The sequence below is a fragment of the Candidatus Cloacimonas acidaminovorans str. Evry genome (assembly GCF_000146065.2).
Taxonomy (GTDB): domain Bacteria; phylum Cloacimonadota; class Cloacimonadia; order Cloacimonadales; family Cloacimonadaceae; genus Cloacimonas; species Cloacimonas acidaminivorans.
Genome location: NC_020449.1, coordinates 1,407,767 through 1,431,947 on the forward strand (window position 1 = coordinate 1,407,767; position 24,181 = coordinate 1,431,947).

The window sequence follows — 24,181 nt, forward strand, 5'->3', positions numbered from 1 at the left end:
ATTCTGAAAAAACTTTTTTTATCTTACAACTCTTTGGGCTACTACTTTAAAAAACTTTTTCTCCGTGTTTAAAGGTGTTTCCCAAAAAGTTGCAGAAGTAGAACCCACAGGCAGGAAAACTTCATCCGGTGAATTTGCAGAATAGATAACATAATTATTGGCATAAGGAATTGCATTCCAGGATATTCTAACATTAGTATCCTGAACTTGCAATTGCACTTGTGGTTGGCTAATTGCAGGCACATAAGTTCCGATTAACATAAAAGGATCGTATTCCGCACAAAGAGGTAAAGTAACATTACGATTTGTTACATCCGTTACCGAAAAACAATAGAAAAGAGTATCACCAATAACCGGAGCCGTAAGATTAGTTACCCAATTTCCATCACTTTGTAAAGTCAAGTTACTACTTTGCCAGATTCCATTTTTCCCGATTTTCCAGGAAATGTATGTTGCACTTGGATTTAGTGCATTAGTATGAGTAATATTGGCACTCAAGGTAAGGGACTGTGAAACGGAAGAAAGAACTGGAGGAATATGCTTAAGAGAAATCATTTTATCATCAAAAATAGTGTTAACCCTGCAGTGAATGGCATCTGTGGACTCAAAATTGCTGTATAAATATCCAGTAACAATATAACCTGGCATTGCATTTTGATATGCAAGAATAGCAGAAGCATCATTCGCGGTCCCCATTAAAGGCACATAAATATGCTTATTCAAAATAAAGGAATTGGTATAGGGTTCATCATTGGGAGTATAGACCCTATAAATTTTATAGGGAGTGCCATAGCTGGAAAGTTTTGTTTCCCATTGAGTTACTACTGCTTCAATAGCACTATATTGCGAATGGTTTGTTGGCACACTGCGAATAATAACTTTATCTACACCCAGAAGCTTTGCCCAGCAGTCAATATGGTTTATATATGTATTATTGGGATCGGGATACAATTGATAATCAGTAACTCCAAGATAGTTGTTAAACATAGTATTTATATCATTTTGACTGAGGGAAGTATTTTCCGTTAACACCAGGTCTGTACTCATTGCTTTTCCCTGTCCATCGGTCATAATATTACCGCCTGTATGAGTAATATTCATCTTATATAAATCTACTCCCAGGAAATTAGCTATTGCAAGAGGAACGGCATCATCATAAGGACGAGGACGATTATAGGTAAAATCAATCAATTGGAGATTATTCTCCCTATTCATAATAGTCCAAGGACCATAATCTCTTATCCAATAGGTATCATTATCCGTAACAATATAACGCACATTAGCCATATTAACACCATTGGAAACAAGGGCTGAATTACAAGTTGCCTGAAGTGAACTGGATACGACCACATACAAAAGACAATTATTAGATAAATCAGCTATCAGAGAATAGGGCAAACCAAAAGGATAACGAATTATTGAACCTTGAGCAGGTTCCCATTCTGCTACAAAACGAGGTTGGTCCGGAGGAACATTAACCTGTTGTAATGAACCAGTGTAAGTTACTCTATTAAAAGCAGTAACCGTTACTGTATAAGTAATTTCTCCTGATGGAGGATTGCTGATATTAACAATTGCCGAACCACTACTATTGGTAACCGCTTTGCCGTAAATAGTATTATTATAGGTTATTGCCACAAGAGCATTTGCTACCCCTGAAGAGATAATAATATTATTTGTTCCTGAAGTTACGGATGCAGGGTGGCTAACTGTCATTGCCAGAGGGGTCTTTGAACGGACCTGAAGGGATGCATCTCCGAAAATATGCCAGGTTTTAAACATATTTACACCATCAGACCCATAAACATCCATCATTTTGCAGGAACCGTTATAATACAAACCACCCAGGGTTGTATGCACTTCTCCAGTTAAGAGGTCTGTAACTTCATCTTGAGCTCGCATAGGAGAAGCCCAGGATTGATTTATAGAACTGGCATAAATGCCAACTGCTCCCCCATTGGCATTTCTCATCCAGGCTTCAGCAAAACAAGTATAAGAAACAAAATTACCGTTCACACAGGCAACATCCATAATAAAGGGAACTTTATTGCCATTAGTAAGAGCTGAAGCATTAGTATTGCTAAAACCAGTTGTTCCCCAGGAAGTATTGGAACCATGACCCACATAATTGATAAAACCCCGCCCGGCGTTTACATTAGTAGTAACCGTGGAAGCTGAGGCACCCGGATCATAAATTTGATCCACACTGGTGTAGCCATAATTTAGCAGTTTAGTCCGAATCAAATTCATATGGGTTATATCACTTTCACCATTATCACCTTCGCCACTAGTTCCTTCAGCAGAAGCAATTCCCATTGCTTTGGATAACCAGGTAGCCGAAGTATTCAAGTCCCTTTCGTATTGGATTGTTTTATTCACTTGCGCCGTTACTTCTGCTGTAGTTTGAGCTGAAAACCTGCCGATAAAAATATCAGGATAATTATCACTACCGGCAACTAAAGAAAAACTCGGATCACTTCCTCCTCCGCTATAAGAAAGAGTTGGAATTTGAGGTGCATCACCAACCAGTTGCACAAAGGTAATAGAATTATCTGCATTATAGCGATTTTGAATATAGGCCTTAAGTTGATTGGCAGTAGTTCCGATTGTGCTGAATTCCACTAACTCCGTATCTATCCCTTTCTGCCTTTTCCAATTAATATAGGGAGCTATCTGAGTTAAAAAACTTGAATGACAGATTACCAGTAATTTACCGTAGGAATCATCTACAGGGGTATAACGATAGGAATTCCAGTTCAAAAAATGGTTTTCATAAAGAGGGCAAAAACTACGGGAAACAGAAGTCCGGGAGCGGTTGAAAGAGTTTACGGTATCATTTCCTTGGTTATAAACTTTCACTTTATAAGAAGTATAAACTCTTAAAGTTCCCGTAACTGGATTATAGGCAAAAGGAGTAGTTAAAACGGTTATCCCACGGAAATCCCTTAAAATATAGGGCTCTGATAAAGCAACCATTTTTTGAGGATAGAAAGAGTTTTCCTGATAGACATTGCCAAAAGTGTAAGGAATTGTAGCCGGATTTATATCACGCGTAATAACCCCTTTGGAAGGAGCCACCTTGATGGGATAGTCCTTAAATTCAAGATCAAAGACCTCAATCGCCATCAATGCCTGATCCGGAATAATAATACTGCGGTTAAAAACAGGCAATTCGGGATAGCCCTTATCTTGAGTTATTCCTTCTTTAGGCAGACGAATTTGATACCATTCCTCACCTTCAATAGTGACCATATTTTTTTCAAATGCACTTATTCGGTATTCCAGGATGGTCTCGTTTTCATTATCAATAAGCAGGGATACGGAATTTTTACTATTACCCTCAGCAATCAATTCTGCACTTAAGCTAAAAGACAGGAGCAGAAATATAGCTGGTAATATTGCCATTTTTTCATAAAAGGTCCTTTACTCATCCGTAAATACTATTTTCCTTCCCAGGAATGTTAAACTTTGATGAGCTGTTATAATTTTATTTAATCTTCTTTTTGGGTTTCCTCTTGTGTTGCTAAAGGTTCAGATTTCTTTTCTTCTGTTTCGTCTGTAACAGGTATCACTATTGTCTCGGATTCTTCTCTTTCTTTTTCAGTTTTTTCCGCTTCTCTTTCCTCTTCAGAAGTTTCTTTTATAATAGTTATTTCTTCCGGTTCTATATGTTCGGGCTCAGGAATTGCAGGTTCCACAGGAATTTCTTCTGTTTCTATCTTTTCTTCAGCTTCAATTTCCACAGGAATTTCTTCTGCCGCTTTTTCTTCTTCCGCTTCAATTTCCACAGAAATTTCTTCGGTTTCTATCTTTTCTTCAGCTTCAATTTCCACAGGAATTTCTTCTGCCGCTTTTTCTTCTTCCGCTTCAATTTCCACAGAAATTTCTTCTGTTTCTATCTTTTCTTCTTCAGCTTCAATTTCCACAGGAATTTCTTCAGTTGTTATTGGTTCCGGTTCCTCTATTACAGGTATTTCTATAGGTTCCGGTTCCTCTATTACAGGTATTTCTATAGGTTCCGGTTCTTCCTCTCCAGGCATTTCTACAGGTTCATGTTCTTCCGTAATTGGGATTTCTATGGTTTCAGTTTCTTTTATTTCAGGAATAATTTCCTCTTCCTTTTCCGTTTCTTTTGTTTCTTCCTGTTCTTCTATTTTGCTCTGAATTTCTTCTGTTATTGTCTGTTCCGGTTCAGTTATTTTTTCCTCTTTTAACCCTATAGTTTCTTGTATTTCTTCTTTTATTAGTTCCGTCTTTGGGGGAGTAATTTCTTTTTCTTCGGGTTTGGTTGTTTCTTCTTGTTCCTTTTTCTGAGCGAATTTCTTTTCGCGAGTTTCTTTTTCCTGTTTTTTCTTTTGTTGACGAGCAACTTTTTCCCGCATATACTGTTCATGAAGGGCTATATATTCTTCCTGGAGTTTAGGATCGCGAGAGAAGAAGAATGCCTTAACGGAGAGAATTAAACGCCGATTTTCCATATCCAGTTCAATAACCTTTAAGGGAATTTCTTCTCCGATATAAAAAGCATCTTCGCTATGTTCCAGCTTGGGAATTGCCAGATGTGAAACAGGAACAAAACCTTCTACAACATCATTATTTACAGGAATATCAACTAATACACCTTTAGGAATAAGTTTGCCTATTTTTCCCTTTACTTCAGTATTGATAGGTAAGCTTTGATCTAATGTTTCCCAGGGATCAGGAACCAGTTGTTTTACACCTAATGCAACACGATGTTGAGCTCTATCTATGGAAAGAACAACTGCTTCAACTTCCTGATTTTTCTTATATACTTCGCGAGGATGGTAAATTCTTTTAGTCCAGCTGATATCAGAAATATGAATTAAACCGTCAATACCTTCTTCAATTTCCACAAAAGCACCAAAAGCAGTTAAACTCTTAATTTTACGAGTTAGAATTGTTCCAATAGGATAGCGGTCTTCAATAGTAAGCCAGGGGTTGGGTTCCATTTGTTTCATACCCAAGGAAATTCGTTTGTTTTCTTTATCAATATCCAGCACTATAGCATTGATTGTTTCGCCAATTTTTAAGAATTTATGAGCATCGGTAATCTTTTTTGTCCAGCTCATTTCTGAAATATGTACCAGACCTTCAACGCCTGGTTCAAGTTCAACAAAAGCACCAAAGGGTTTTAAGTTTACAACCTTGCCGGTTACTCTACTACCTTCGGGATATTTAATTTCTATGTTTTCCCAGGGATGGGGAACCAGTTGTTTCATCCCTAAGGAAATTCTATTTGTTTCAGGATCAAAATTTATCACTTTCACTTTTACTTTATCGCCAATTTGGAGCATTTCTGATGGATGATTCAGTTTACCCCAGCTCATATCTGTAAGATGCAATAAACCGTCAATTCCGCCTAAATCAATAAAGGCACCGTATTGAGTTATATTTTTCACTTCTCCATCCAGTTCCGCATCTATCTGAATTTTTCTGAGCAATTCCTGTCTTTTTTGTTCTGCTTCTTCTTCTAAAACCTGACGCCGGGAAAGAATTATATTGTGGTGTTCTTCATCAATATTCACCACTTTGAAATATAGCTCTTTACCGATAAACTGATCAAGATTGGGAATCGGTTTTAAGGACATCTGCGAACCAGGCAAAAATGCCTCTATTCCTAAAACATCAACAATCATTCCACCTTTAACGCGCCGACGGATTATTCCGCTTAATGAACTTTTATCGGCAAATGCCTGTTTGATGCGTTCAATATTGATCATATAATCGGCTTTCTTTTTAGAAAGTAGCAACTTACCTTCTCCGTTCTCAATTTCATTAATATACACTTTAATTACGGAATTGAGTTCCGGAATTCCGGTATAGGCAAATTCGGAAATTGGTATTATACCTTCGGACTTAAAACCAATATCCACACGGACATCTTTATCGGTAATATCCACAACCGTGCCTTCTATAATTTCACCTTTCTTAAAACTGGAGAAAGATTCTTCATACATAGAAAGCATTTCTTGATGCTCTTTTTCTTCCTGAGTAAGCTCCTTTTTTTCCTGTTCAGGTTCAGGAGAAGGGGCAGGTTCTTCAGGTTTTGCCTCTTCCGAAACAGCTGTTTCGGGATTTTCACTTAACATTTCTTCGGGAATGGCAATTGAGGGTTCTTCTTCTTTGGTTTCTTCTTCTTTGATTTCTTCCTCAACTGTAAATTTTGACATTTCGTCTTCCCCGACGCTTAAAACGGTTTCTACTTCAGGATTGGTATTTTCCGTTTCTTTGCTTTCGGGTGGGACTGTGTTTTGATCATGTATTAACATGATTCCTCCTTAAACATAGGGATTTCTTCAATACTTGTTACGGTCTTAAAATCCCCGCTTTTTTGTAATAATACATTATAAACTTTTATAATCATCTCTTCTGGCGTGGAAGCTCCGGCAGTGATACCAATACATTTATATGGAGAAATATCAATAGATGCTAACTGTTTTTCATCTTCTATATGATAAGTCGGACAATAAACTGAACTCAACTTCGCTAAAGCACATGTATTGGAACTTTTCAGACCGCCGATTACGAACATTGCATCACTTTCTTGGGCAAGTTCCTCTGCCGCTTTTTGCCTTTGTGTTGTTGCTAAACAGATAGTATTAAACACTCTCAGTTCATTAAAGTTAGAGAGCAATTTATATACCAATTCCTGAAGCTTTTCTATCCTTTGGGTAGTTTGTGCCATTATAGCCAAACGCTTTTCTTTAATTTTCGGTATGGGATCGTCTTCTCCGATTACAAATGTCTTTTCATTTCCATAAGAACGTATTCCTATCACTTCCTGATGTTGTTTATCACCCAGAATTAATACGGGATAATTTTCCTTAACAAGATGCTTCAGGATAGTGTGTGTTCTTTTTACATAAGGACAAGTAGCATCTATGATTTCGTTATTATTTTCTTTTAGTATTTTATATTCTTCTTTCGTGATTCCATGTGAACGAATAATAACCGTGCTGTTTTTTACCTCTTCCGCTTTATTGACAATATGAATGCCCTGTTCTTCAAGTTCTTGAACAATAGCGGGATTATGAATAAGCTCTCCTAAAGTATAAACAGGTTTTTCAGTTACTTTTGCATCTTTCGCCATTTGAATTGCTCGTTTTACACCAAAACAATAACCCAAATAATTTGCCAAACGAATCTTGATTTTTCTTTCCCCAAGTTCTTTATCCGAATTGTTGTTATCTATTTTTTCTATTATTCTGCAGGTTATTTCGTAAAGCTTATGCACTTGTTCTTCAATAGTTAAGTTGCTTGTATCTATTAAAATAGCATCTTCTGCAGGTTTTAAAGGTGCAAGAGACCTGTTGGCATCTGCTTCATCACGTTCTTTTAATTCCTTTAGGACATCTATATAATTGGTTTTTATACCTTTTTCTGCCAGCTCTTTAAATCGGCGTTTTGCCCTCACTTCCAAATCAGCCACCATAAAAAATTTTGCTTCAGCTTCGGGAAATACATAAGTTCCAATATCTCTACCTTCCAAAACAACACCCCCATTTTTCCCAAGTTTGCGTTGCAATTCAACCATTTTATAGCGGACTGCAGGAATTGCAGAAATAGCCGAAGCGGAACTTGATATTTCCGGAGTGCGAATTTGTTGGCTTACATCTTCCCCATTTAACCAAATAATATTTCCCTCTTCAGTATAGGATATTTGGATATCTATTTTTTCCAGCATCAGCACTATGGATGAAATATCATTTAGAGAAATTCCTCCCCGCATTGCCTGTAATGCACAAGCACGATACATAGCTCCTGTATCAAGATATACATATCCCAATTTTTTAGCCAATTCTTTGGCTGTTGTGCTTTTCCCGGAAGCAGCAGGACCGTCAATGGCAACAATAATCTTTCGCTTTGGCAATACTTTTCTCCTTTAGCGCCTTTTTTTAATTTCCTGCAATACCGTCAACCCTTTTTTCACAGTATAATATCTGACTTTTATTCGTTATTTATTTATATACAAACAATTAACCCCTATAAAACATAAAAATGATTGACACTATGCCACCATTAAAAAGTTTGGGTTTGAATTTAAATTATCTATTTAATTTCTATCTTAACACTGTATAGATCAAGGGGTTACATTATGCCTTACAAAAACAATATGAAAATTAGACATTATTGTGTCAAATGCTTGATTGCTATCGCAATTTTTGCCATAGCTGCAACTAATTTATTCTGTTACAATACAGGAGATTATAGAACAAAATGGGGCGGAAATTTTGAAACCCTTGAATTATGGGAATGCTATAATGGTATTGGTTGGATTGATGCAACACAACTTCCCTCTTCCCCTTTTGTAAATACAATATATATATCAAACCAGACAGTTACTATGAACAGTTCTATGATTATTGAAGGGGGTCTTGTTATAGTAGGAACATTGCAATTAGCCTCGGGAGCTATATTAACCATTAATCCCTCAGTAAATTGTGAAATTGGAGTAATTGAAACATATAGCGGTTCAAAATTAATTAACAATGGATTTATAACAGCAAATAGCAGTTCTTCTTCCCTAAAAGTACATGGAGGAATACTGGAAAACAACGGTATTATCGCCTCCTCAGCTCCTAATAATTGTAATGTGTATATAAACTCTAATGGAAGAATTAACTTTGGAAATCAGGGTTCCATAACAGGCAATTGTTCTTTTACTACTAATTACGGAAGCATCATTGCTACAGCCAATACTCAAGGTTTAGACGGCTCACTAAATTGCAGCGGCGATATCAGCTTTAACCAAATTTATCTTATTTATAATGGAACTGAACCTCAAATAACCGGAATGAAGACACCGGATCAGGTTTTGGGTATAGATTTTAATAATCCTGCAGGCATAACCTTAAGTAAAAATATAAAACTTATATATACAGCTTTGGTTCATAGCGGAACTACACTATATTTTGATGTATCCATTATCAAGGAAGCATGGTATGGCTCAGGAACTTTTTCTATGGAAGATGGTTCTACTATTGCAACCGCTAATCCTGATGGTTTTTGTTCTACTGGCAATAAAGGCAGTGTGCAGGTAGGAACAAGAAATTATAACAGTAATAGTAACTACATTTTTAATGGCACCGAACATCAGCAAACCGGAGATTTTAACCCAACGCCAACTGCTTATACTGTAAATGACATTATTTTTGATAATCCCGCAGGTGTAACTTTAACTCACCCTATAACAGTTATATCTACTCTGGAACTCCTTGAAGGAGATATTAATTACGCGGTTTTACCTCAAGGAGTAGATGGTTTTTATAGTCCCGATGTAAAAAAAACCGTTATTCCCAAAAACGGTACTCTGATGTATAATTTTCTGGCAGATTCTCTTCCTTTTCAGAATAATGGTGAGTATGTTAACCGCAAATGGTATCTTAAAGGGAATTTCAATGGTTCTAAAAAAGTAACCTTTTACTGGAGTGAAAATGAGGATGATAACTGCAACTGGAATGTTCATAATTTCCCAAAAGTATATTTGTCAAACAGCAATGAACCATTGAACACTATTTGGAATCCTGCTCATCCCAGAGAGATTTCCTTTATTGCACATAGTTTCCCCAATGCCAAAGAAGATGTATATTACTATATCGGTAAAGAAAGAGATGATACCTTGCCTGTAACTTTAAGTTCTTTTTCCTTAACACAAATTGGTATTTCCACTGTAAGAATAACTTGGGTAACTCAATCCGAAACAAATATTATGGGATATTATATTTACCGTGCTACTCAATCAGATTTGAACACAGCCAGTAATCTCAATTACCTTATTCCGGCAACGAATTCTTCACATTTACAAATATACACCTATACAGACCAGGTTACTTCCAATAATATCTACTATTACTGGCTGGAAATTGTAGATTACGATGGATATAATTCGTTTTATGGACCGGCTGTTATAGAAATAAACGATAACGGAAATCAAACACCTTCCATACCTGTTAAAGCAGGATTTTATTCATTTGCTCCCAATCCTTTTGATTCAGGCACTAAAATCTTCTATGGAATTCCCTCAAAATCTCCCGTTTTAATGCAAGTTTACAATATAAAAGGGCAAAAAATAAGAACGCTTTTAAATGAAACCAAAGATAGCGGTAATTATGACCTTTTCTGGGATGGTAGAGATGAAAAAGGAAATTTGTTAGCTAACGGAAATTATATTCTGCGTCTTTTTGCCTCAGGAAGTTCTTGGACTAAAAAAATTACTATCTTGCATTAGGACAATCTCTTACCTTAGCATAACTTTTGCCTTCCCTAATAGCATTACTCACTCATTGCTTACCCATTGCTAATGGCATCCGTATTGGGTAAGCAATGCTTTAGTATTTCAATCAGGATATAACTTTCCCGCTTTATAAGTGCTTTTAGGACTTGCAAATTAGGTATTTATGGATTATCAGACCATTGATCTTTAACCACTAATATTGCTGATAGCAAAGTAAGGTGTAAAACTGTTAATCCTTTTTCTGCCAACGCATTTCAGCATACTTGGAAGTAAAGCCGAATCTTTCATAAAGATGCCTTGCCGGATTGTCATATTCTATATGAAGTGCGATATCTCCATCAGCAATTTCCCTTGCCTTTTTTAATATACTACTCCCTATTCCCATATTGCGCATTGATTTCTCTACAGCAATATATACCAGAATATTTTCGGGAATATATTCTTCCATCCCTGTTTTATTCATTACTAAAACTCCGCAGAGTTTATCTTCTGCAAAAGCCAAAATGAGGAATCCTCCTTTCCCCTTTTCCGTTGAAAAGGCATAATCAATGGCTTTGTTAATGGCTGAAGGTGCATCCCCGAAACTTTCCAAATGCGTATATAGAAAATCTACCAAATCCTTTTGCGAAATGTTTTCCGGTAACTCATCTGGTTTGTATATAACCTGTAAATTTAGCATAACTACATTCCTTTTTACTTTAACACGAATAATGCAGTTGAAGAACAATGGATTGACAAATTCTTTCTTTGCTGAAGAAACTGAAGGTTGCTAAATGAATTTATACTTTTCAGCATTTGCTAAATCAGAATTCTGCAATCCAATTAATTAAGATATTTATCAACTATTTTTACTGTATGGTTCATTTTAAATTCTATCTGCTTTATACCATAGAGAAATTAGGCGACTTAAATGCATAATGAAATCTCTAATTTTTTCAGCTATTTTCATCCCTTGTTAAAATCCATTCTCCTCCTCTGGGAGAACCGCTTTGTTTGATTAAGCCATCCTTTTTAAGCTTACTAATTAACCTTTTAATTGTTGCAACGCTTTTGCCGGTAATTCTTGCCAGTTCACTATATCTTATTTTTGGGTTATGCGTTACTAAAAATATCATCTGATAATCATCAGTTGCCTCAAAAAACGGTTCCGTTAAACTGCTTCATTATTAGTTATTCACATAGAGTGTAGTTAGCATTTTATTCTCCTTTTGCATACAGATTATAAACCCTTGAATTATTACAAATCTTATGAAACGCAAGATTGTGAAATGATGTAAAAATGTCAAAGCAATTCTCAGCTTGCTTGTTTCTCTGCTGTAGCAGTGAATTTGCTTTTTGGGGTAAAAGGATTATATTATTTTTAGCGAATTAATTTATCTATTTGTGCAAAATGCCTTTTTACTTGACAGTTAAACCGAGCTTGTTTTTTTGGGCAAAATAGTATGCCGAAGTGGTGAAACTGGTAGACGCAGTGGACTCAAAATCCACCGGGCAATAGCTCATGCCGGTTCGATTCCGGCCTTCGGCACCAAAGTTTTTTGAGGAGATAAAAAACTTTTACTTGCTATAGGGATAAGTCCTAAACTAATGTAGTTGACTGTAGAAGAGGCATAATCTAAACTGATATTTATTTCTCGCAGATTAGATTATATAAAATCAAATCCTACACTTCGGGTGATATTTCTTTAAACCTGAAACTTTTTATACAAAACCTGTGGAGGTATAATGTTTAAGCGCCACGCTATAGTATTCAGCGTATTGCTGATGCTTATTCTGCCTTTTGCCTTGTCTGGAATTTCCCAGGCAACAATGTTATTCTTAACCTTTGAACCAGGAGCTCGTGCCAATGCTATGGGACGTGCCTATTCCGCCATTGCAGATGACGCTTATGCAATGTGGTGGAATCCTGGAGCTACAGCTTTTAATAAACAAACCCAAATTGCGGCAACTCACATACCCTGGTTACAAGGTTCTGGGGTTGATGATATCTTCTACGAATATTTGGGCTTTAATAACTATTTTTATGGAATTGGTAACATCAATGCCCATATTATTTGGTTGGATGAAGGAACACAACCTCAAACCAATGCTCAAAATGTTGAGCTCGGCGATTTTCATACTTATGAAGTTGCCGGTGCTTTAGGTTACGGTTATGAAGTAGTTCCGGAAAAGATTGGATTGGGAGGTAACTTTAAATTGTTATACTCTTACCTGGGTCCTGGAACTGGTTTAACGGAAACGGAAGGTTCCGCATTCAGTTTTGCTTTTGATGTAGGTGCTTTATTCAAAGATGTAGTTGTAGATAATCTGAATGCTTCGGTTGTCTTGCAAAATATAGGTCCGGATATTACATATATTGATGAAGAGCAATCTGATCCGGCTCCTTTGACTTTCAGAGCCGGGCTGGGTTATAAAATTTTTGATAACCCGATGGGACGTTTAATTGCAACTGCGGAAATGAGTAAAATATTGGCAAATGAGGATCCTCTCTACGAAAGATTTATTACTGGCTGGAAGTATTTTGATGAAACAATTTATGGAGTTGGAGCAGAATATACTTACCTGAATCTGATTTCTTTGAGGGGAGGATATTTCTCTGATAAAGCTGGTGAGGTTGAAGGTGCCAGTTTTGGTGTAGGTGTGCAATACAAATTCAGTAAACGGTATAAGCTGGGGTTTGATTTTGCAATGGTTCCTGCAGGGGGTATGACTAATTATAATAAAATCTTCTCTCTGGGCTTTGAGTTCTAACATAGGAAGAACGATATTTCCCTCGTTCAAAGACAACGGAAGAACGATGTCCTCATCGTTCAAATTCCCCAAAATTACTTCGTTACCGCTAATTTTCACGGTAATATGATCATAAAGTTGTTATGAGTCCTTTGCACTAGTGAAGATATTTCTTGGGAATAAAATAATGAAGGTGCAAACGATTACCAACTTACAGTTGAAGAGGACTTCAACATTCCCAATAAAATTATGAAAAAGAATACTATCCTGATCTTTTTTGTGCTGGTAGCGGCATTGTTATCGGCACAAAAAATGTTTTTGCAAAAAGGGCAGCAGTTTCAGAAGCTGGCAGAGCATCCCTATCAAAATCAATTAATTCAGTATAATTTTAGGCAGGACTTGCTTAAAAAGGATAAAACAAATTTTAATCGGTTATTGGTTATCCTGGTGGATTTTGCAGAAGAATATCCAGATGATCCCAATACTACAGGTAAGGGAAAATTTCAATTAGAACCTGATTCAACTTATATTTATTCTGTTGGTGCACCTCCACATAACAGAGAATATTTTGAGGCAAATCTGGAAGCATTGAAATATTATTATTTAGCTGTTTCTGCCGGTGCTTATGAGCTTCATTATGATGTCTATCCCAAAAATATACCTGCCTATACTTTACCTCAAAGTATGGGTTACTATAATCCTCCGGGAGCCAGTTCCGAATTATTTGTCAGCCGAATGGAAGAATATTTCAAAACCGCTTTGGAGACAGCTGATAGCATAGATGAAGAAATTGATTTTGGCAGCTATGGACATTATATGATTATTCATTCTGGTTCGGATTGGCAACATGATATTATGGGCAATACACCCTCAGATTTGCCATCCTTTTTTATCAAGGTTGGTGATGGTAAAGAAGCAGTAGTAGATAATGGAACAGTCCTGATTTCACATTCCTGTAATGTTCCCGAAACCATTTCCCAGGATTTTTATGAAAATGAAGAAAACGGTACTATAATTCACAGTGGCTACGGTGCCTTGAATGCAGTAATAGCTCATGAATTCGGTCATTCTTTAGGAATGGTGGATTTGTATAATGTTTATAATTCTTCTCCGATGGTTGGTGTGTTTGATATTATGGATAGTGGTGGTTCAGGCATTTTAATAGATGAACTGGATAATGGAGATTTGGTTTATGTGGAAGGTGCGTTACCAACTTTACCGGGAGCTTTTTCCCGCAATTTGATGTTTCGGGATAGTTATCTGGAACGCGGGTTATTAAAAGAATTCCCTGATTTTAACACAATGACAGAATTATCCTTATCTGCTATCAGTGCTATGCAAAATGGAAATGATCTTATTCCTCATATTTATAAAATTCCCTTAAATAGCAAAGAGTATATTTTAGTGGAAAACCGCAATGTAGACCCTGATGGCGATGGAGGCACAGCTGTTTTTGGAGCTTTGGATGGACGAGTTATTCTCTATCCTACTCCTTTTGAAGATATTTCACCCCCACCTCCAACTTACGAATATGACTATCTTTTGCCTTCTTTTATGAAAGCGAATGGTTCAGCAATCGGAGGCGGTATACTTGTCTGGCATATCAATGAAGCTATTTTATATGATGAAGGGCAAACAGATAGCAGTGGCAATTGGACAAGTAATTTTGATGCCAATACCGTTAATACCGGTTTTTACCACAGAGGTGTTTCCGTAATTGAAGCAGATGGACTTCCGGATTTGGGTAGTGACTATTCTATGTATTGGACAGGAACTCCGTACGAATATTTTCATAAGTATAAACCCATTTTGGATACCAACGGTTTATTTGTAAACTGGAGTCAGGAACCTTGGAAACCGGAATTAACAGCTGTTACTAAACCACCTTTGGTAGATAGTTTCAATGTTCCTGGTTTATATCATCTGAAAGAAATCGGCAATCCGGCAAAAAAAATGAGTTTCAAGGTAGAAAGCGGTAGTTTTGATACCACTCAGATTTTTGATTATTCTGCCAGTTCTTTTATTATCGGTCCGATTATAAAAACAGGATTCAATGAAGATAACATTCCTGTGCTTATTGATAACAAAATGTTCCTGCTCAGTTATTGGGATAATGAATGGAAGGATATTATAGGCGAGTTTGTTACAAATTTTCCGCGTTCAGATTATCCTCTGCAAAAGGTAGACCTCAATACTGATGGCTATTTTGAATTGGTTTGGGCAAAACAAAATACCTTGGTTTTAGTGGACTGGTCTTTAGATACGCCTATTTTTCACCAGATTTCCTTTCCTGATTCTATTACAACTACCCCTTTACCTGTAAATAATACATTAATAGTAACCACAAAAGATTGCATTTATGCAGTGAAAAACTTCGCCATCCAGAGTTTTATCGGTTTGCAAGGTGCCAAGTGTATTGCCGGTTATGATGATACAATTATAGTTTTAGGAACGGACTTTTTGGCTACTCTAACATTAGACAATCTGGATAAGTTCAATGAATTTACACTTCCTGAACCTTGTGGCAATATTGAACTGCTTATTTACACTAATCCTGACAAGACCATTGAGATGATTTTTGTAATGGCAAATAGCGGCAATTTGTATCGGATTTATCAAAACCGTCTGGAATTAATCTTTGCCAATCATAGCAAGGAAAAACCTGGTCAACTTGCCTGTTCCTCTTTAGGGGATATTTCTCCCGTTCTGTTTTTTGGTATCGGTAACAAACAATATGCCTTAAAAGCGGATGGCACAAAATTAACTCATTTTCCGGTTATTGCTCCGAAAACAATTTCTCCCTGCGAAACTCCTTTTGCACTAAAAAACGGTTCTGCCGAAATTCTCTTCTATCCTTTAGCGGAAACTGGTTATTTAGCTATAGATAAAATGGGAAGAATAGTTCCGGAAATGTGTTTATCCGTAAATAAAGATAAAAAGAACGATTATTTATATTACCAACCGGAACAGCAAATCCTGAATTGGTATTATCCTGATAGCACAGGAAGGTTATTTATTCACAGTAAAAAGAATATTGACACTAACCCTATTCTTTTTGCCGGTTACAGAAATGGAGCAAGCGGATGTGCCACTTTTGCCTTCAGAGATGAAAGTATCAGTTCAACGGAAAAAATTGCCTATATTTATCCCAATCCTGTGCGGAAGCCATATTATAAGCTTAATTTGCAAAATTATTTCGGAGAAACAAAACTCCATCTTTATGATATTAGCGGAACTTTGGTAAAAAAGATGATTATTCCCGAATCCAATAATAACCCGAGGGATTTTGAATTAAACACTTTAGGACTTAGTTCCGGGGTCTATATTATGGTTCTGGAAAATAACGGTTCCACGAAACACCTCAAATTTGCAGTAGAGAAATGATTTTTAGGGGGTTAGCAATGAAGAAATTTATCCTGCTGATTTTTATTGCCGGTTTTGCCTTTTGCCTTTTCTCTCAGGAAAAACCCAAAACCGATATTGACCAATGGCTAAATCAAACAGAAGAAGAACAGCAGAATGCAATGCGGGATTCTGTTGTTACCAACGATTTAATTAAAATAAACTACAACCGGAAAAATGCTCAGTTAGCTATGGCTATGTCTATGCTGGTTCCTGGTGCAGGTCAATTTTATGCCAATAAGACAGTTCTTACAACCTATATTTTCCCGGTTCTGGAAATTGGACTAATTGGCGGACTTGTTTATTTCAATAACCAAGGCAAAGATAAAACCAAAAAATACGAAAAATATGCCACTGGCGAAATTGTAACCTATATTACTCCAGATGGAACTAAAATAACGGGTTTCCGGTATGATAGAAGTAGGCAAGATGAAATTCAGGCAATTCTGATAGGTGTAAACGAACATGATATTTATGATAACGGCTATTTTCGCTTGGATAAGACAAATTCTCAACATTTTTATGAAGACATAGGTAAATACCCTCAATATGTTTTTGGCTGGATGGATTGGTATTATCGTTTTGCCTGCAATGAATCAGGCGTGCGTGATTCTATTCGCTGGAAATTTGATGGAGAAAATGATAGTCCCAATATGCGCTGGACTGGAAATTATCCTTTATGGGGTAATGATACTGAAACCCTTATCCCTATTGATGACCATGAAATGAGCAGAATGCGTCAGACCTATATTAAAATGCGTAACGACGCTAAGGACTCTTATAGTATGGCACATTTTTTCACTTTGGGCTTGGCTTTCAATCATTTAGCAGCAGGACTTGATGCCATTAGGGTTACCCGCAATTTTAACCGTTATTACATTTCTCAATCAGTTCCTGCCTTAAATTTCTATGCTGCTATGCCTTTGGGAAATGTAACACCGATGTTGGGGTTGAAGTGGACTTTTTAAAACGGAAAACATGTCTTATAATTCTTCTGCTTTTATGGGGAATAATTCCCTTATTAGCTTTGCCCAAATTTGTGTATCCTGTTTCTTCTTTAATTTTACCGGGAACAGGTGAATTGCTTTTAGGGCATAATACAAGGGGTGCTACTTTAATGGGTGTGGATTTAATTAATATTTATGCTTTTATTGCCACTGGTCGGGAAATAGAGATGCAGAAAAAGAACTTTATGAAATTTGCTGAACTTTATGCCGGAGTGCCTTACGGAATGCCTGATGAGCACTATCAGGCAGTGCAAAATTATCCTAATAGCGATTATTACAATGATATTCAGGAAATGATGGCTCGCAACTATTATTTAATTTATAATTATGACCCTGAATCCTTTGCGGAATACATTTCGGCCAATACTTATCAAGGCAATGAAGAATGGAGCTGGCAAAGCGAAGAAAAATGGGAAGAATATAAAAATCTCCGTAAACGGCATCAGAAAACCAAAATGAATAATCAGCTTGCTTTGGGGCTGATGTTATTGAACAGAGGTATCAGTATTATAGATAGTTCCATTTTATCTAAAAAGAAACACGGAGAATTTTATTTAGCTCCTTTACCTGCAAACGGTGCAATGCTGAATTATCAAATTGAATTTTAGGAGAATAACTGTGAAGCGTTTTGGCATTTTCCTTTTAATTATTCTGCTTTCTACATCGCTATTTGCTCAAAGCAGAGGAATTTTAACTTTAAAATCTTTTGCCGTTCCAGGATGGTCTCAAATCAGTTCTAACAGAAATTATGGCTATGCAATGCTTACTGCAGAAGCAGTTATAATTGGCTCTATTTATTATTTTCATAGCGAAAGCAAGGTCTTGGAACAGGAATGTTATGAATATGCCATTAAATTTGCCCATTTGAATCCGGATGGTTATAGTGAAGAATTTTATAAACAATTAGCCCGCTATGAAAGCAGTGGTTTTGATGCCGGTGGTTATAATAATTGGGTGCGTCAAACAGCTATGAATTTATATCCTGATGATCCGGAAAGTCAACAGCAATATATTAATGAAAATGCCTATGGAAATGATAAATACTGGTATTGGGACAGTTCCAACCATAGAAGTGAATATAACAAAATCCGTAATCGGAGTATGGATTATGATAATTATGCTCTTGTTGCCGGAGGGATATTAATCTTAAATCATTTAGTAAGTACAATTGATGTTTTAAGGTGGACAGCTCCACCCAAAAAAGCTAATTTATCTTTTAATTTGCAAGATAAAACCCCGATACTTCAAATAAATTACCACTGGTAATATTTGTTACTACGAATGAAGAATGTAGAATTGCTAATTGAGAAAGAATTAAGTCAGGAGTCGTCACTGCCGAAATAACTTTTAGCCAATAATCAAATTTGTTTGGCAAGGAGGACTCGTGACGACCAGTAGAAATGGTGAATATTGTTTCCATATTCATTAAGCAGATAGAGGAAAAAAGTTCCGGAGGAACGACAGATATTAACAACGGGTTTTAACCCGGTGGTAAGAAAAGAACCGACAAAACTATATTTATTGGGGAAAAGAGTTCCGGAGGAACGACAGATATTAACAACGGGTTTTAACCCGGTGAAAAAAAGAAAAGTCGTAGTCGTAGTTTTTTTCCGAGGGGCTTACGCCACCATCGCTATCATTGTGTCGCCCTTCGGGCTTTGATGAAATCTCAACCTTCTAAACCTTCTCAACCTTCTCAACCTTTTTTCCCGAGGGTTTCACACACCCATCGCTATCATTGTTTTGCTCTTTCGGGCTTTTGCAAAGAAATAAACCTTAAATTACCAAGTTTTTCCTGGTTTTCTTATTTTATATATTCTTCATTTCCTGAAGTGTTTTGGTTTAATATCCTTACTGATAATAGAACAGTTCTTCCTCAGGATTTTGCCAGCAATAATGCACTTCTCCAATATAAATTGTGTGATCTCCGCTGCGAATTTGGGAAACAATTTCGCATTCAAAACAGGCAACAGCATCTTTCAAAACCGGAAGTTTATGCAATTTACCTGCAATATATTCCACTTTGCCCACGGCAAATTTATCCATATCCCTGCCTGAATTGGAACCACATAAAGTTAAAAGAGGTTTCATTTTCAGAGAAGGGAAAACTAAATTAAAGTATCTGTTTGCTTCCAAACATTCGTGAGAGTATCTTGTTTTGCCGATTGAAATTGCAAACATCGGTGGTTGTAGAGAAGTTCTCATAAACCATTCAATGGTAATTAAATTATATCCGCTTTCGGGTTTTTGGGTTACAACCAATGCAACTTTTGCCGGAAGATGGATTTTACCATAACTTACAGGTAGCTCTGAGAGCTGAATCATAGTTTCTCCTTAGTTCAAATGTCTTTATTGATATAATATTCCAAATTTTACTTCTTACAAAGACAAAAAAAAAAGAACCTATTTTCACAATGAGAAAAAGAGAAAAGAAAAAAAGGTTTAGAAAGTTTGGAGGGTTGTTAAAGTTTAGATTTTCGGTATGTTGACAGCCATAAAAAAACCCCCGGAATTAAATTGTGTAGACGGAGCTCCGCTAATTAAAAAATTTTTTCTTGGGGAGGAACGGCATCCTCCGGCTACACAAAAAGTCATCACAAGTTATAAATTAATGGCTTATCAAATAAAAAATCTACGAAATCAGCGCAATCCGTGTGCTATTTAAACTACGAAAGATACGAAGTCCGTGTGCATTTTTATCTGTGAAATATGTGTTACCAGGGAGAGGTAAAAAAGTAAGCGCTTAACTTACTTATTCATAGTCCTTTCCTAATAGATTCCGTAACACTACCGTAACACCAAAGTAACACTCAAGTAACATTGCCGTAATAAAGCTACTGCATCGTTACCTAATTGTTTCATAGTTATTAAATAAAAGAGAGAGCAGGCAGAAAGCAAAAATAAACACAAAGGAAAAATGACACTTGACAGAGAAGCTATATTGTAAAAAAGTTAAAATTATGAATTCTAAATACATACTTTATTGCATAGTAACGGCTTTAATAATCGTTGGCATTTACCAGATAGTTGCCGTTGGACGGGTTAATTACCCTGAATATAATTTGAAAGAAGGACAGGTTTCGGAAGTGGAGATAATTGCTCCCTTTGATTTTCCTGTTCTCAAATCGCCTCAAGAGTTGGCTGCAGAAAAAGAGCAGGTGCTTTCCCAGGTTGATAAGCCCTACGAAATTTCGGAAGAGCCGCTTTTTGAAGCAATTAGCAATCTGGATAATATTTATGCTGTTTTATGTTCAATAGAGCCAACTGACGATTGGGAAAAAATTGCTTCGGACTTAAAACGCGCCGGTTATTCCTTTTCTCCCGAAGCACTTGAATTTACTCTGCGTTCATCTTTGCGGGATAAAATTTACGAATCTCTGCGGCGTGAACTGGGAACTTTATACAATCAAGGGATTTATGAATCGCTGGAAGAAGATAGTATCCTCATTTGGCAAAATGACAACCCGGAAAAAAGAGCTCTTAGTGATTTTCTTCCCCGGGAAAAAGCAAAGGAGATACTGATTGATAAATTTCCCGAAGCAAAAACCTTTGTAAGTGAATTTACGGAACAGTATCTCAAGCCCAATCTGCTTGTGAACGAAGAAAAGCTGAATGAACTGAATCAAAGTTCCCTGCAAACGGTTCAGCCAAGCGAAGGAATGGTCTTAAAAAACGAAGTTATTGTCCGCAAAAATTCCCGCGTTACAGAGGAAGAAGTTAGGAAACTGGAATCCTTGCAAGAGGCATATAAGCGTCAAAAAATCCGCAAATCGCCTCTGCAGGAAATGTTTTTATCCCTCGGTTTGCTGATGTTTATCTTCGTGGTTATCTTTCTGGCAAATCACTATTACGGAGTTCAAAGCAAAGAAGAAAAGATACCGGTAGCGGATTTTTTGCCTGTAAACTTAGGTTTTATTGTGTTGGTTATTTTAACGGTGCTCAGCAATTTTGTTCTTTCCGGCAGTAATCTGATAATTCCTTTTGCAATGATTGCCATAGCGGGAGCGATTTTAGTCAATTTTGAATTCGGACTTCTTTACAGTGTTTGTAATATATTGGTAATAAGTCCTTTCCTGAATTGGGAAACATTCACTCCGGTAATAATGTTATTATCTACCATAATTTGTCTGTTAATTTTACGGCGACAAAAAGTGTGGCATGAATATCTGATGATATGGTTATATTTACTTATTTCTTTATTAGTTGTAATTATATGCCTGGGAATTTACAAGAGAGATTCCATAATAACTATAATGCGTTCAATAGGTTATGCATTTATTTCGGCATCTTTAAGTATAACCGGTATTTTATTGATTGTTCCTTATTATGAAAAAAAGTGGAACAGGGCAACAAAACAGACCCTATTGGAACTTTTGGATTTTAACCATCCCCTGCTTAAACGACTGGCAACTGAGGCAGTTGGAACTTATCATCATTCTTTGGTAGTAGGAAATTTGGCAGAACATGCTGCTGAAGCTATTGGAGCTAATCCTCTTTTAGCCAGGGTAGGAAGTTATTATCACGATATAGGCAAAATAATCAATCCCGAAATATTTACGGAAAATAATGAAGATTCCGGCGAAATTCATTCCCAGATTGAACCGAATGAAAGTGCTCAGTTGATTCGTAATCATGTTACCGAAGGCATTGCTTTGGCAAAAAAATACAAAATCCCCCAACCGGTAATAGATATTATAATGCAACATCATGGCGATATGATAATTCGCTATTTTTATGAAAAGGCAAATAAAGAAGGAAAAGAACTGGATGCAAATGCCTATAGGTATCCTGGTCCCCGCCCTCAAACCAAAGAAGCAGCTTTAGTGATGCTGGCGGATATTGTGGAATCCACTACTAAAGCCAAAGAAATTGAAAGCGAAACAGATATCGCCAAAATTATTGATGATACCATAACTTATTTATTGAAAGAAAAACAGTTTGATGAAGCACCGATTTCTATGAAAGACCTGAAAATAGTGAAACAGAGCTTTATTCCGGTTTTAGAAAGTATTTATAGGAAACGACTGGACTATCCGGAAGCACAAAAAGATGAATAGTTTGGAATTAATCGGCGAAACAATAATTCCGGAATCTGAACAGGAAAAAATTGCAGAACTGATATGCTCTCAGGAAGACCCTGAACATAGTTATCAGATATGCGTTAAAACAGTGGATAGTGAAACGATGAAACATTACAATAAACGCTATCGGGGTTTAAATGAAACGACCGATATTTTAAGTTTTATTACTGCAGATTTACCCGCTTGTGCAATTGAGGAAAGGGATGAGGAAGATGGATTTTCCGCCAAACCGGTGCGTATTTGTGATATTATTATTGACATAAAACGGCTTTTTCAGCAAAAGGGAATTAGAACTTTAGAAGAAGAATATCGCGCTGTTTTGATACATGGTCTGTTACATTTGGTTGGTTACGATCATATCCGCAGTGCAGATGCAGAAAAAATGAACAAAAAAGAAGAATATTATTTAAAACAGACACAAGGTGAAATATAGCAGTGGATGACGGTAAGGCATTTATAATAATTGTCCTTTTTGCGTTATCAGCTTTTTTTTCCGGCTCGGAAACGGCTCTTTTTTCGCTTTCACGCATTCAGCTGAAACGCTTGGAAAATAACAATAAAAGCAGCGCAAAAAGGATTATAAAATTACTGAGCAAACCCAGACAGTTACTGATAACTTTGCTTTTAGGCAATACTTTTGTAAACTTGGCAATTTCTTCCTTCGGAACTTTGCTGGCTTTACAAATCGGAACTAAATACGGTTATACGGAATCATCGGTAGTAACAGTCCAAATTATAATTACTACCATTCTGATTTTGTTTTTAGGAGAAATTACCCCCAAACTGATTGCTCTTTCCAAAGCGGATAGTTTAAGTAAAATTCTTTCCCTGCCACTGCTGGGATTTCGCATAATATTTTTCCCGGCTGTATGGGTTTTGGAAAAAATAAGCGAACTTATTTCCAAAAGGAAAGCTGTAGACCAATATATAGGAACGCAATTTACGCATGAGGAATTTCATAATTTGCTGCAATCCGAAAGCAGCAGTCACAGCTTGGAAGAACACGAAAAGAAAATGCTGGTAGGTCTTTTCAGATTTAAAGAAGCGGAAATAAAAGAAATTTATGTGCCACGAGTAAAAATAACCGCTATAGAAGAAAACAAAGACCTTGAAGAACTGAAACAGGTTATTATTGACAGCGGTTATTCCCGAATTCCCGTTTATCGCGGCACTATAGATGAAATTGTCGGCATTATTTATGTAAAAGACCTGCTCTTGTATCCCGAAAAGAAAACTATTAAAGAATTGATGCGTCCCGTATGGTTCGTAACGGAAAATATGAAAGTGCAGGCATTACTAAATCAGTTCAAACAGAAAAAATTACAGATTGCAGTTGTGGTTGATGAATATGGTGGCACAAGCGGTATAATTTCTTTGGAAGATATTCTGGAAGAAATAGTTGGCGATATCAGAGATGAATATGATAAAGATGAAATTCCGGAACTGATTAAAAAAGATGAAAATACCTATATTATAAGCGGAAATTTCAGCGTCCGACAGTTTAATGAGGATTTTTCAACGGAAATCTCGGTGGAGGACTATGATAATATAGCTGAATTTCTGCTTGCTTATTTCAATAATGTTCCTGCTATTGGCGCAACTGCCAAATATGATGATAAACTGGAATTTACCGTTTTGGATGCAGATGAGAAAAGCATCAAACAAATTCAGGTGAAAATCAAGCCGGGAGAATTGTCCTGAAATAC

At 36.6% G+C, this 24,181-nt stretch carries 15 protein-coding genes and 1 tRNA gene; 10 read left to right on the forward strand and 6 right to left on the reverse strand.

Going from position 1 to position 24,181, the window contains the following annotated elements:
• Nucleotides 1-18: 18 nt before the first annotated feature.
• The 3 genes from CLOAM_RS09055 to ispH form a co-directional block, all read right to left on the reverse strand.
• Nucleotides 19-3,405, reverse strand: a complete 3,387-nt coding sequence (locus CLOAM_RS09055; RefSeq protein WP_015424937.1) for a C25 family cysteine peptidase — start codon at nucleotides 3,403-3,405, stop codon at nucleotides 19-21.
• Nucleotides 3,406-3,491: 86 nt separating this feature from the next.
• Complete coding sequence (locus CLOAM_RS05755; RefSeq protein ID WP_015424938.1) at nucleotides 3,492-6,290, reverse strand: 30S ribosomal protein S1; 2,799 nt, start codon at nucleotides 6,288-6,290, stop codon at nucleotides 3,492-3,494.
• Nucleotides 6,284-7,891 (reverse strand): 4-hydroxy-3-methylbut-2-enyl diphosphate reductase, encoded by a 1,608-nt coding sequence (ispH, locus tag CLOAM_RS05760; RefSeq protein ID WP_015424939.1) that lies wholly within the window; start codon nucleotides 7,889-7,891, stop codon nucleotides 6,284-6,286. The genes CLOAM_RS05755 and ispH overlap by 7 nt, the downstream gene beginning before the upstream one ends.
• A gap of 225 nt (nucleotides 7,892-8,116) precedes the next feature.
• On the opposite strand from ispH, the gene CLOAM_RS05765 reads away from it, so the two are divergent.
• Nucleotides 8,117-10,249 (forward strand): FlgD immunoglobulin-like domain containing protein, encoded by a 2,133-nt coding sequence (locus CLOAM_RS05765; RefSeq protein ID WP_015424940.1) that lies wholly within the window; start codon nucleotides 8,117-8,119, stop codon nucleotides 10,247-10,249.
• 235 nt (nucleotides 10,250-10,484) lie between these two features.
• On the opposite strand, the gene CLOAM_RS05770 is transcribed toward CLOAM_RS05765, so the two are convergent.
• Nucleotides 10,485-10,934, reverse strand: coding sequence for a GNAT family N-acetyltransferase (locus CLOAM_RS05770; protein WP_015424941.1), 450 nt, complete (start codon nucleotides 10,932-10,934; stop codon nucleotides 10,485-10,487).
• Between the two features lie 256 nt (nucleotides 10,935-11,190).
• Nucleotides 11,191-11,370, reverse strand: coding sequence for a winged helix-turn-helix domain-containing protein (locus CLOAM_RS05775; protein ID WP_015424942.1), 180 nt, complete (start codon nucleotides 11,368-11,370; stop codon nucleotides 11,191-11,193).
• Between the two features lie 329 nt (nucleotides 11,371-11,699).
• On the opposite strand from CLOAM_RS05775, the gene CLOAM_RS05780 reads away from it, so the two are divergent.
• The 6 genes from CLOAM_RS05780 (at nucleotide 11,700) to CLOAM_RS05805 (ending at nucleotide 18,660) form a co-directional block, all read left to right on the forward strand.
• Nucleotides 11,700-11,786, forward strand: a tRNA-Leu gene (locus CLOAM_RS05780).
• A gap of 194 nt (nucleotides 11,787-11,980) precedes the next feature.
• The gene (locus CLOAM_RS05785) at nucleotides 11,981-13,006 is read left to right on the forward strand and encodes a PorV/PorQ family protein (protein WP_015424943.1); all 1,026 of its coding nucleotides are present in this window, start codon (nucleotides 11,981-11,983) and stop codon (nucleotides 13,004-13,006) included.
• 228 nt (nucleotides 13,007-13,234) lie between these two features.
• Entirely contained in the window at nucleotides 13,235-16,369 is a 3,135-nt protein-coding gene (locus CLOAM_RS05790; protein WP_015424944.1) for a T9SS type A sorting domain-containing protein, read from the forward strand.
• Between the two features lie 17 nt (nucleotides 16,370-16,386).
• Nucleotides 16,387-17,355 (forward strand): hypothetical protein, encoded by a 969-nt coding sequence (locus CLOAM_RS05795; protein ID WP_044278992.1) that lies wholly within the window; start codon nucleotides 16,387-16,389, stop codon nucleotides 17,353-17,355.
• Complete coding sequence (locus CLOAM_RS05800) at nucleotides 17,343-18,002, forward strand: hypothetical protein (RefSeq protein WP_044278993.1); 660 nt, start codon at nucleotides 17,343-17,345, stop codon at nucleotides 18,000-18,002. The genes CLOAM_RS05795 and CLOAM_RS05800 overlap by 13 nt, the downstream gene beginning before the upstream one ends.
• Nucleotides 18,003-18,012: 10 nt before the next feature.
• Nucleotides 18,013-18,660 carry a hypothetical protein gene (locus tag CLOAM_RS05805; protein WP_044278994.1) on the forward strand — a complete coding sequence of 216 codons (648 nt, stop codon included), beginning with the start codon at nucleotides 18,013-18,015 and terminating at the stop codon, nucleotides 18,658-18,660.
• 585 nt (nucleotides 18,661-19,245) lie between these two features.
• On the opposite strand, the gene CLOAM_RS05810 is transcribed toward CLOAM_RS05805, so the two are convergent.
• The gene (locus CLOAM_RS05810; RefSeq protein WP_044278995.1) at nucleotides 19,246-19,719 is read right to left on the reverse strand and encodes a flavin reductase family protein; all 474 of its coding nucleotides are present in this window, start codon (nucleotides 19,717-19,719) and stop codon (nucleotides 19,246-19,248) included.
• 635 nt (nucleotides 19,720-20,354) lie between these two features.
• Here CLOAM_RS05810 and CLOAM_RS05820 point away from each other — a divergent pair.
• Genes CLOAM_RS05820 through CLOAM_RS05830 form a run of 3 tightly spaced genes read left to right on the forward strand, consistent with a single transcriptional unit; the run spans nucleotide 20,355 to nucleotide 24,176 of the window.
• Nucleotides 20,355-22,451 carry an HD family phosphohydrolase gene (locus CLOAM_RS05820; RefSeq protein WP_232502658.1) on the forward strand — a complete coding sequence of 699 codons (2,097 nt, stop codon included), beginning with the start codon at nucleotides 20,355-20,357 and terminating at the stop codon, nucleotides 22,449-22,451.
• Nucleotides 22,444-22,908 (forward strand): rRNA maturation RNase YbeY, encoded by a 465-nt coding sequence (gene ybeY / locus CLOAM_RS05825; RefSeq protein ID WP_015424950.1) that lies wholly within the window; start codon nucleotides 22,444-22,446, stop codon nucleotides 22,906-22,908. Before CLOAM_RS05820 ends, ybeY begins: the two co-directional genes overlap by 8 nt.
• A gap of 2 nt (nucleotides 22,909-22,910) precedes the next feature.
• Complete coding sequence (locus CLOAM_RS05830) at nucleotides 22,911-24,176, forward strand: hemolysin family protein (RefSeq protein ID WP_015424951.1); 1,266 nt, start codon at nucleotides 22,911-22,913, stop codon at nucleotides 24,174-24,176.
• The last annotated feature ends 5 nt before the right edge of the window (nucleotides 24,177-24,181 follow it).

Bases quoted from the DNA above. Each gene is read 5' to 3' on its own strand.
- CLOAM_RS05795 (WP_044278992.1), top strand. From the start codon at position 16,387: ATGAAGAAATTTATCCTGCTGATTTTTATTGCCGGTTTTGCCTTTTGC.
- ybeY (WP_015424950.1), top strand. From the start codon at position 22,444: ATGAATAGTTTGGAATTAATCGGCGAAACAATAATTCCGGAATCTGAA.
- CLOAM_RS05790 (WP_015424944.1), top strand. From the start codon at position 13,235: ATGAAAAAGAATACTATCCTGATCTTTTTTGTGCTGGTAGCGGCATTG.
- CLOAM_RS05765 (WP_015424940.1), top strand. From the start codon at position 8,117: ATGCCTTACAAAAACAATATGAAAATTAGACATTATTGTGTCAAATGC.
- CLOAM_RS09055 (WP_015424937.1), bottom strand. From the start codon at position 3,405: ATGGCAATATTACCAGCTATATTTCTGCTCCTGTCTTTTAGCTTAAGT.
- CLOAM_RS05770 (WP_015424941.1), bottom strand. From the start codon at position 10,934: ATGCTAAATTTACAGGTTATATACAAACCAGATGAGTTACCGGAAAAC.
- CLOAM_RS05775 (WP_015424942.1), bottom strand. From the start codon at position 11,370: ATGATATTTTTAGTAACGCATAACCCAAAAATAAGATATAGTGAACTG.
- CLOAM_RS05820 (WP_232502658.1), top strand. From the start codon at position 20,355: ATGAATTCTAAATACATACTTTATTGCATAGTAACGGCTTTAATAATC.
- CLOAM_RS05785 (WP_015424943.1), top strand. From the start codon at position 11,981: ATGTTTAAGCGCCACGCTATAGTATTCAGCGTATTGCTGATGCTTATT.
- CLOAM_RS05755 (WP_015424938.1), bottom strand. From the start codon at position 6,290: ATGTTAATACATGATCAAAACACAGTCCCACCCGAAAGCAAAGAAACG.
- CLOAM_RS05810 (WP_044278995.1), bottom strand. From the start codon at position 19,719: ATGATTCAGCTCTCAGAGCTACCTGTAAGTTATGGTAAAATCCATCTT.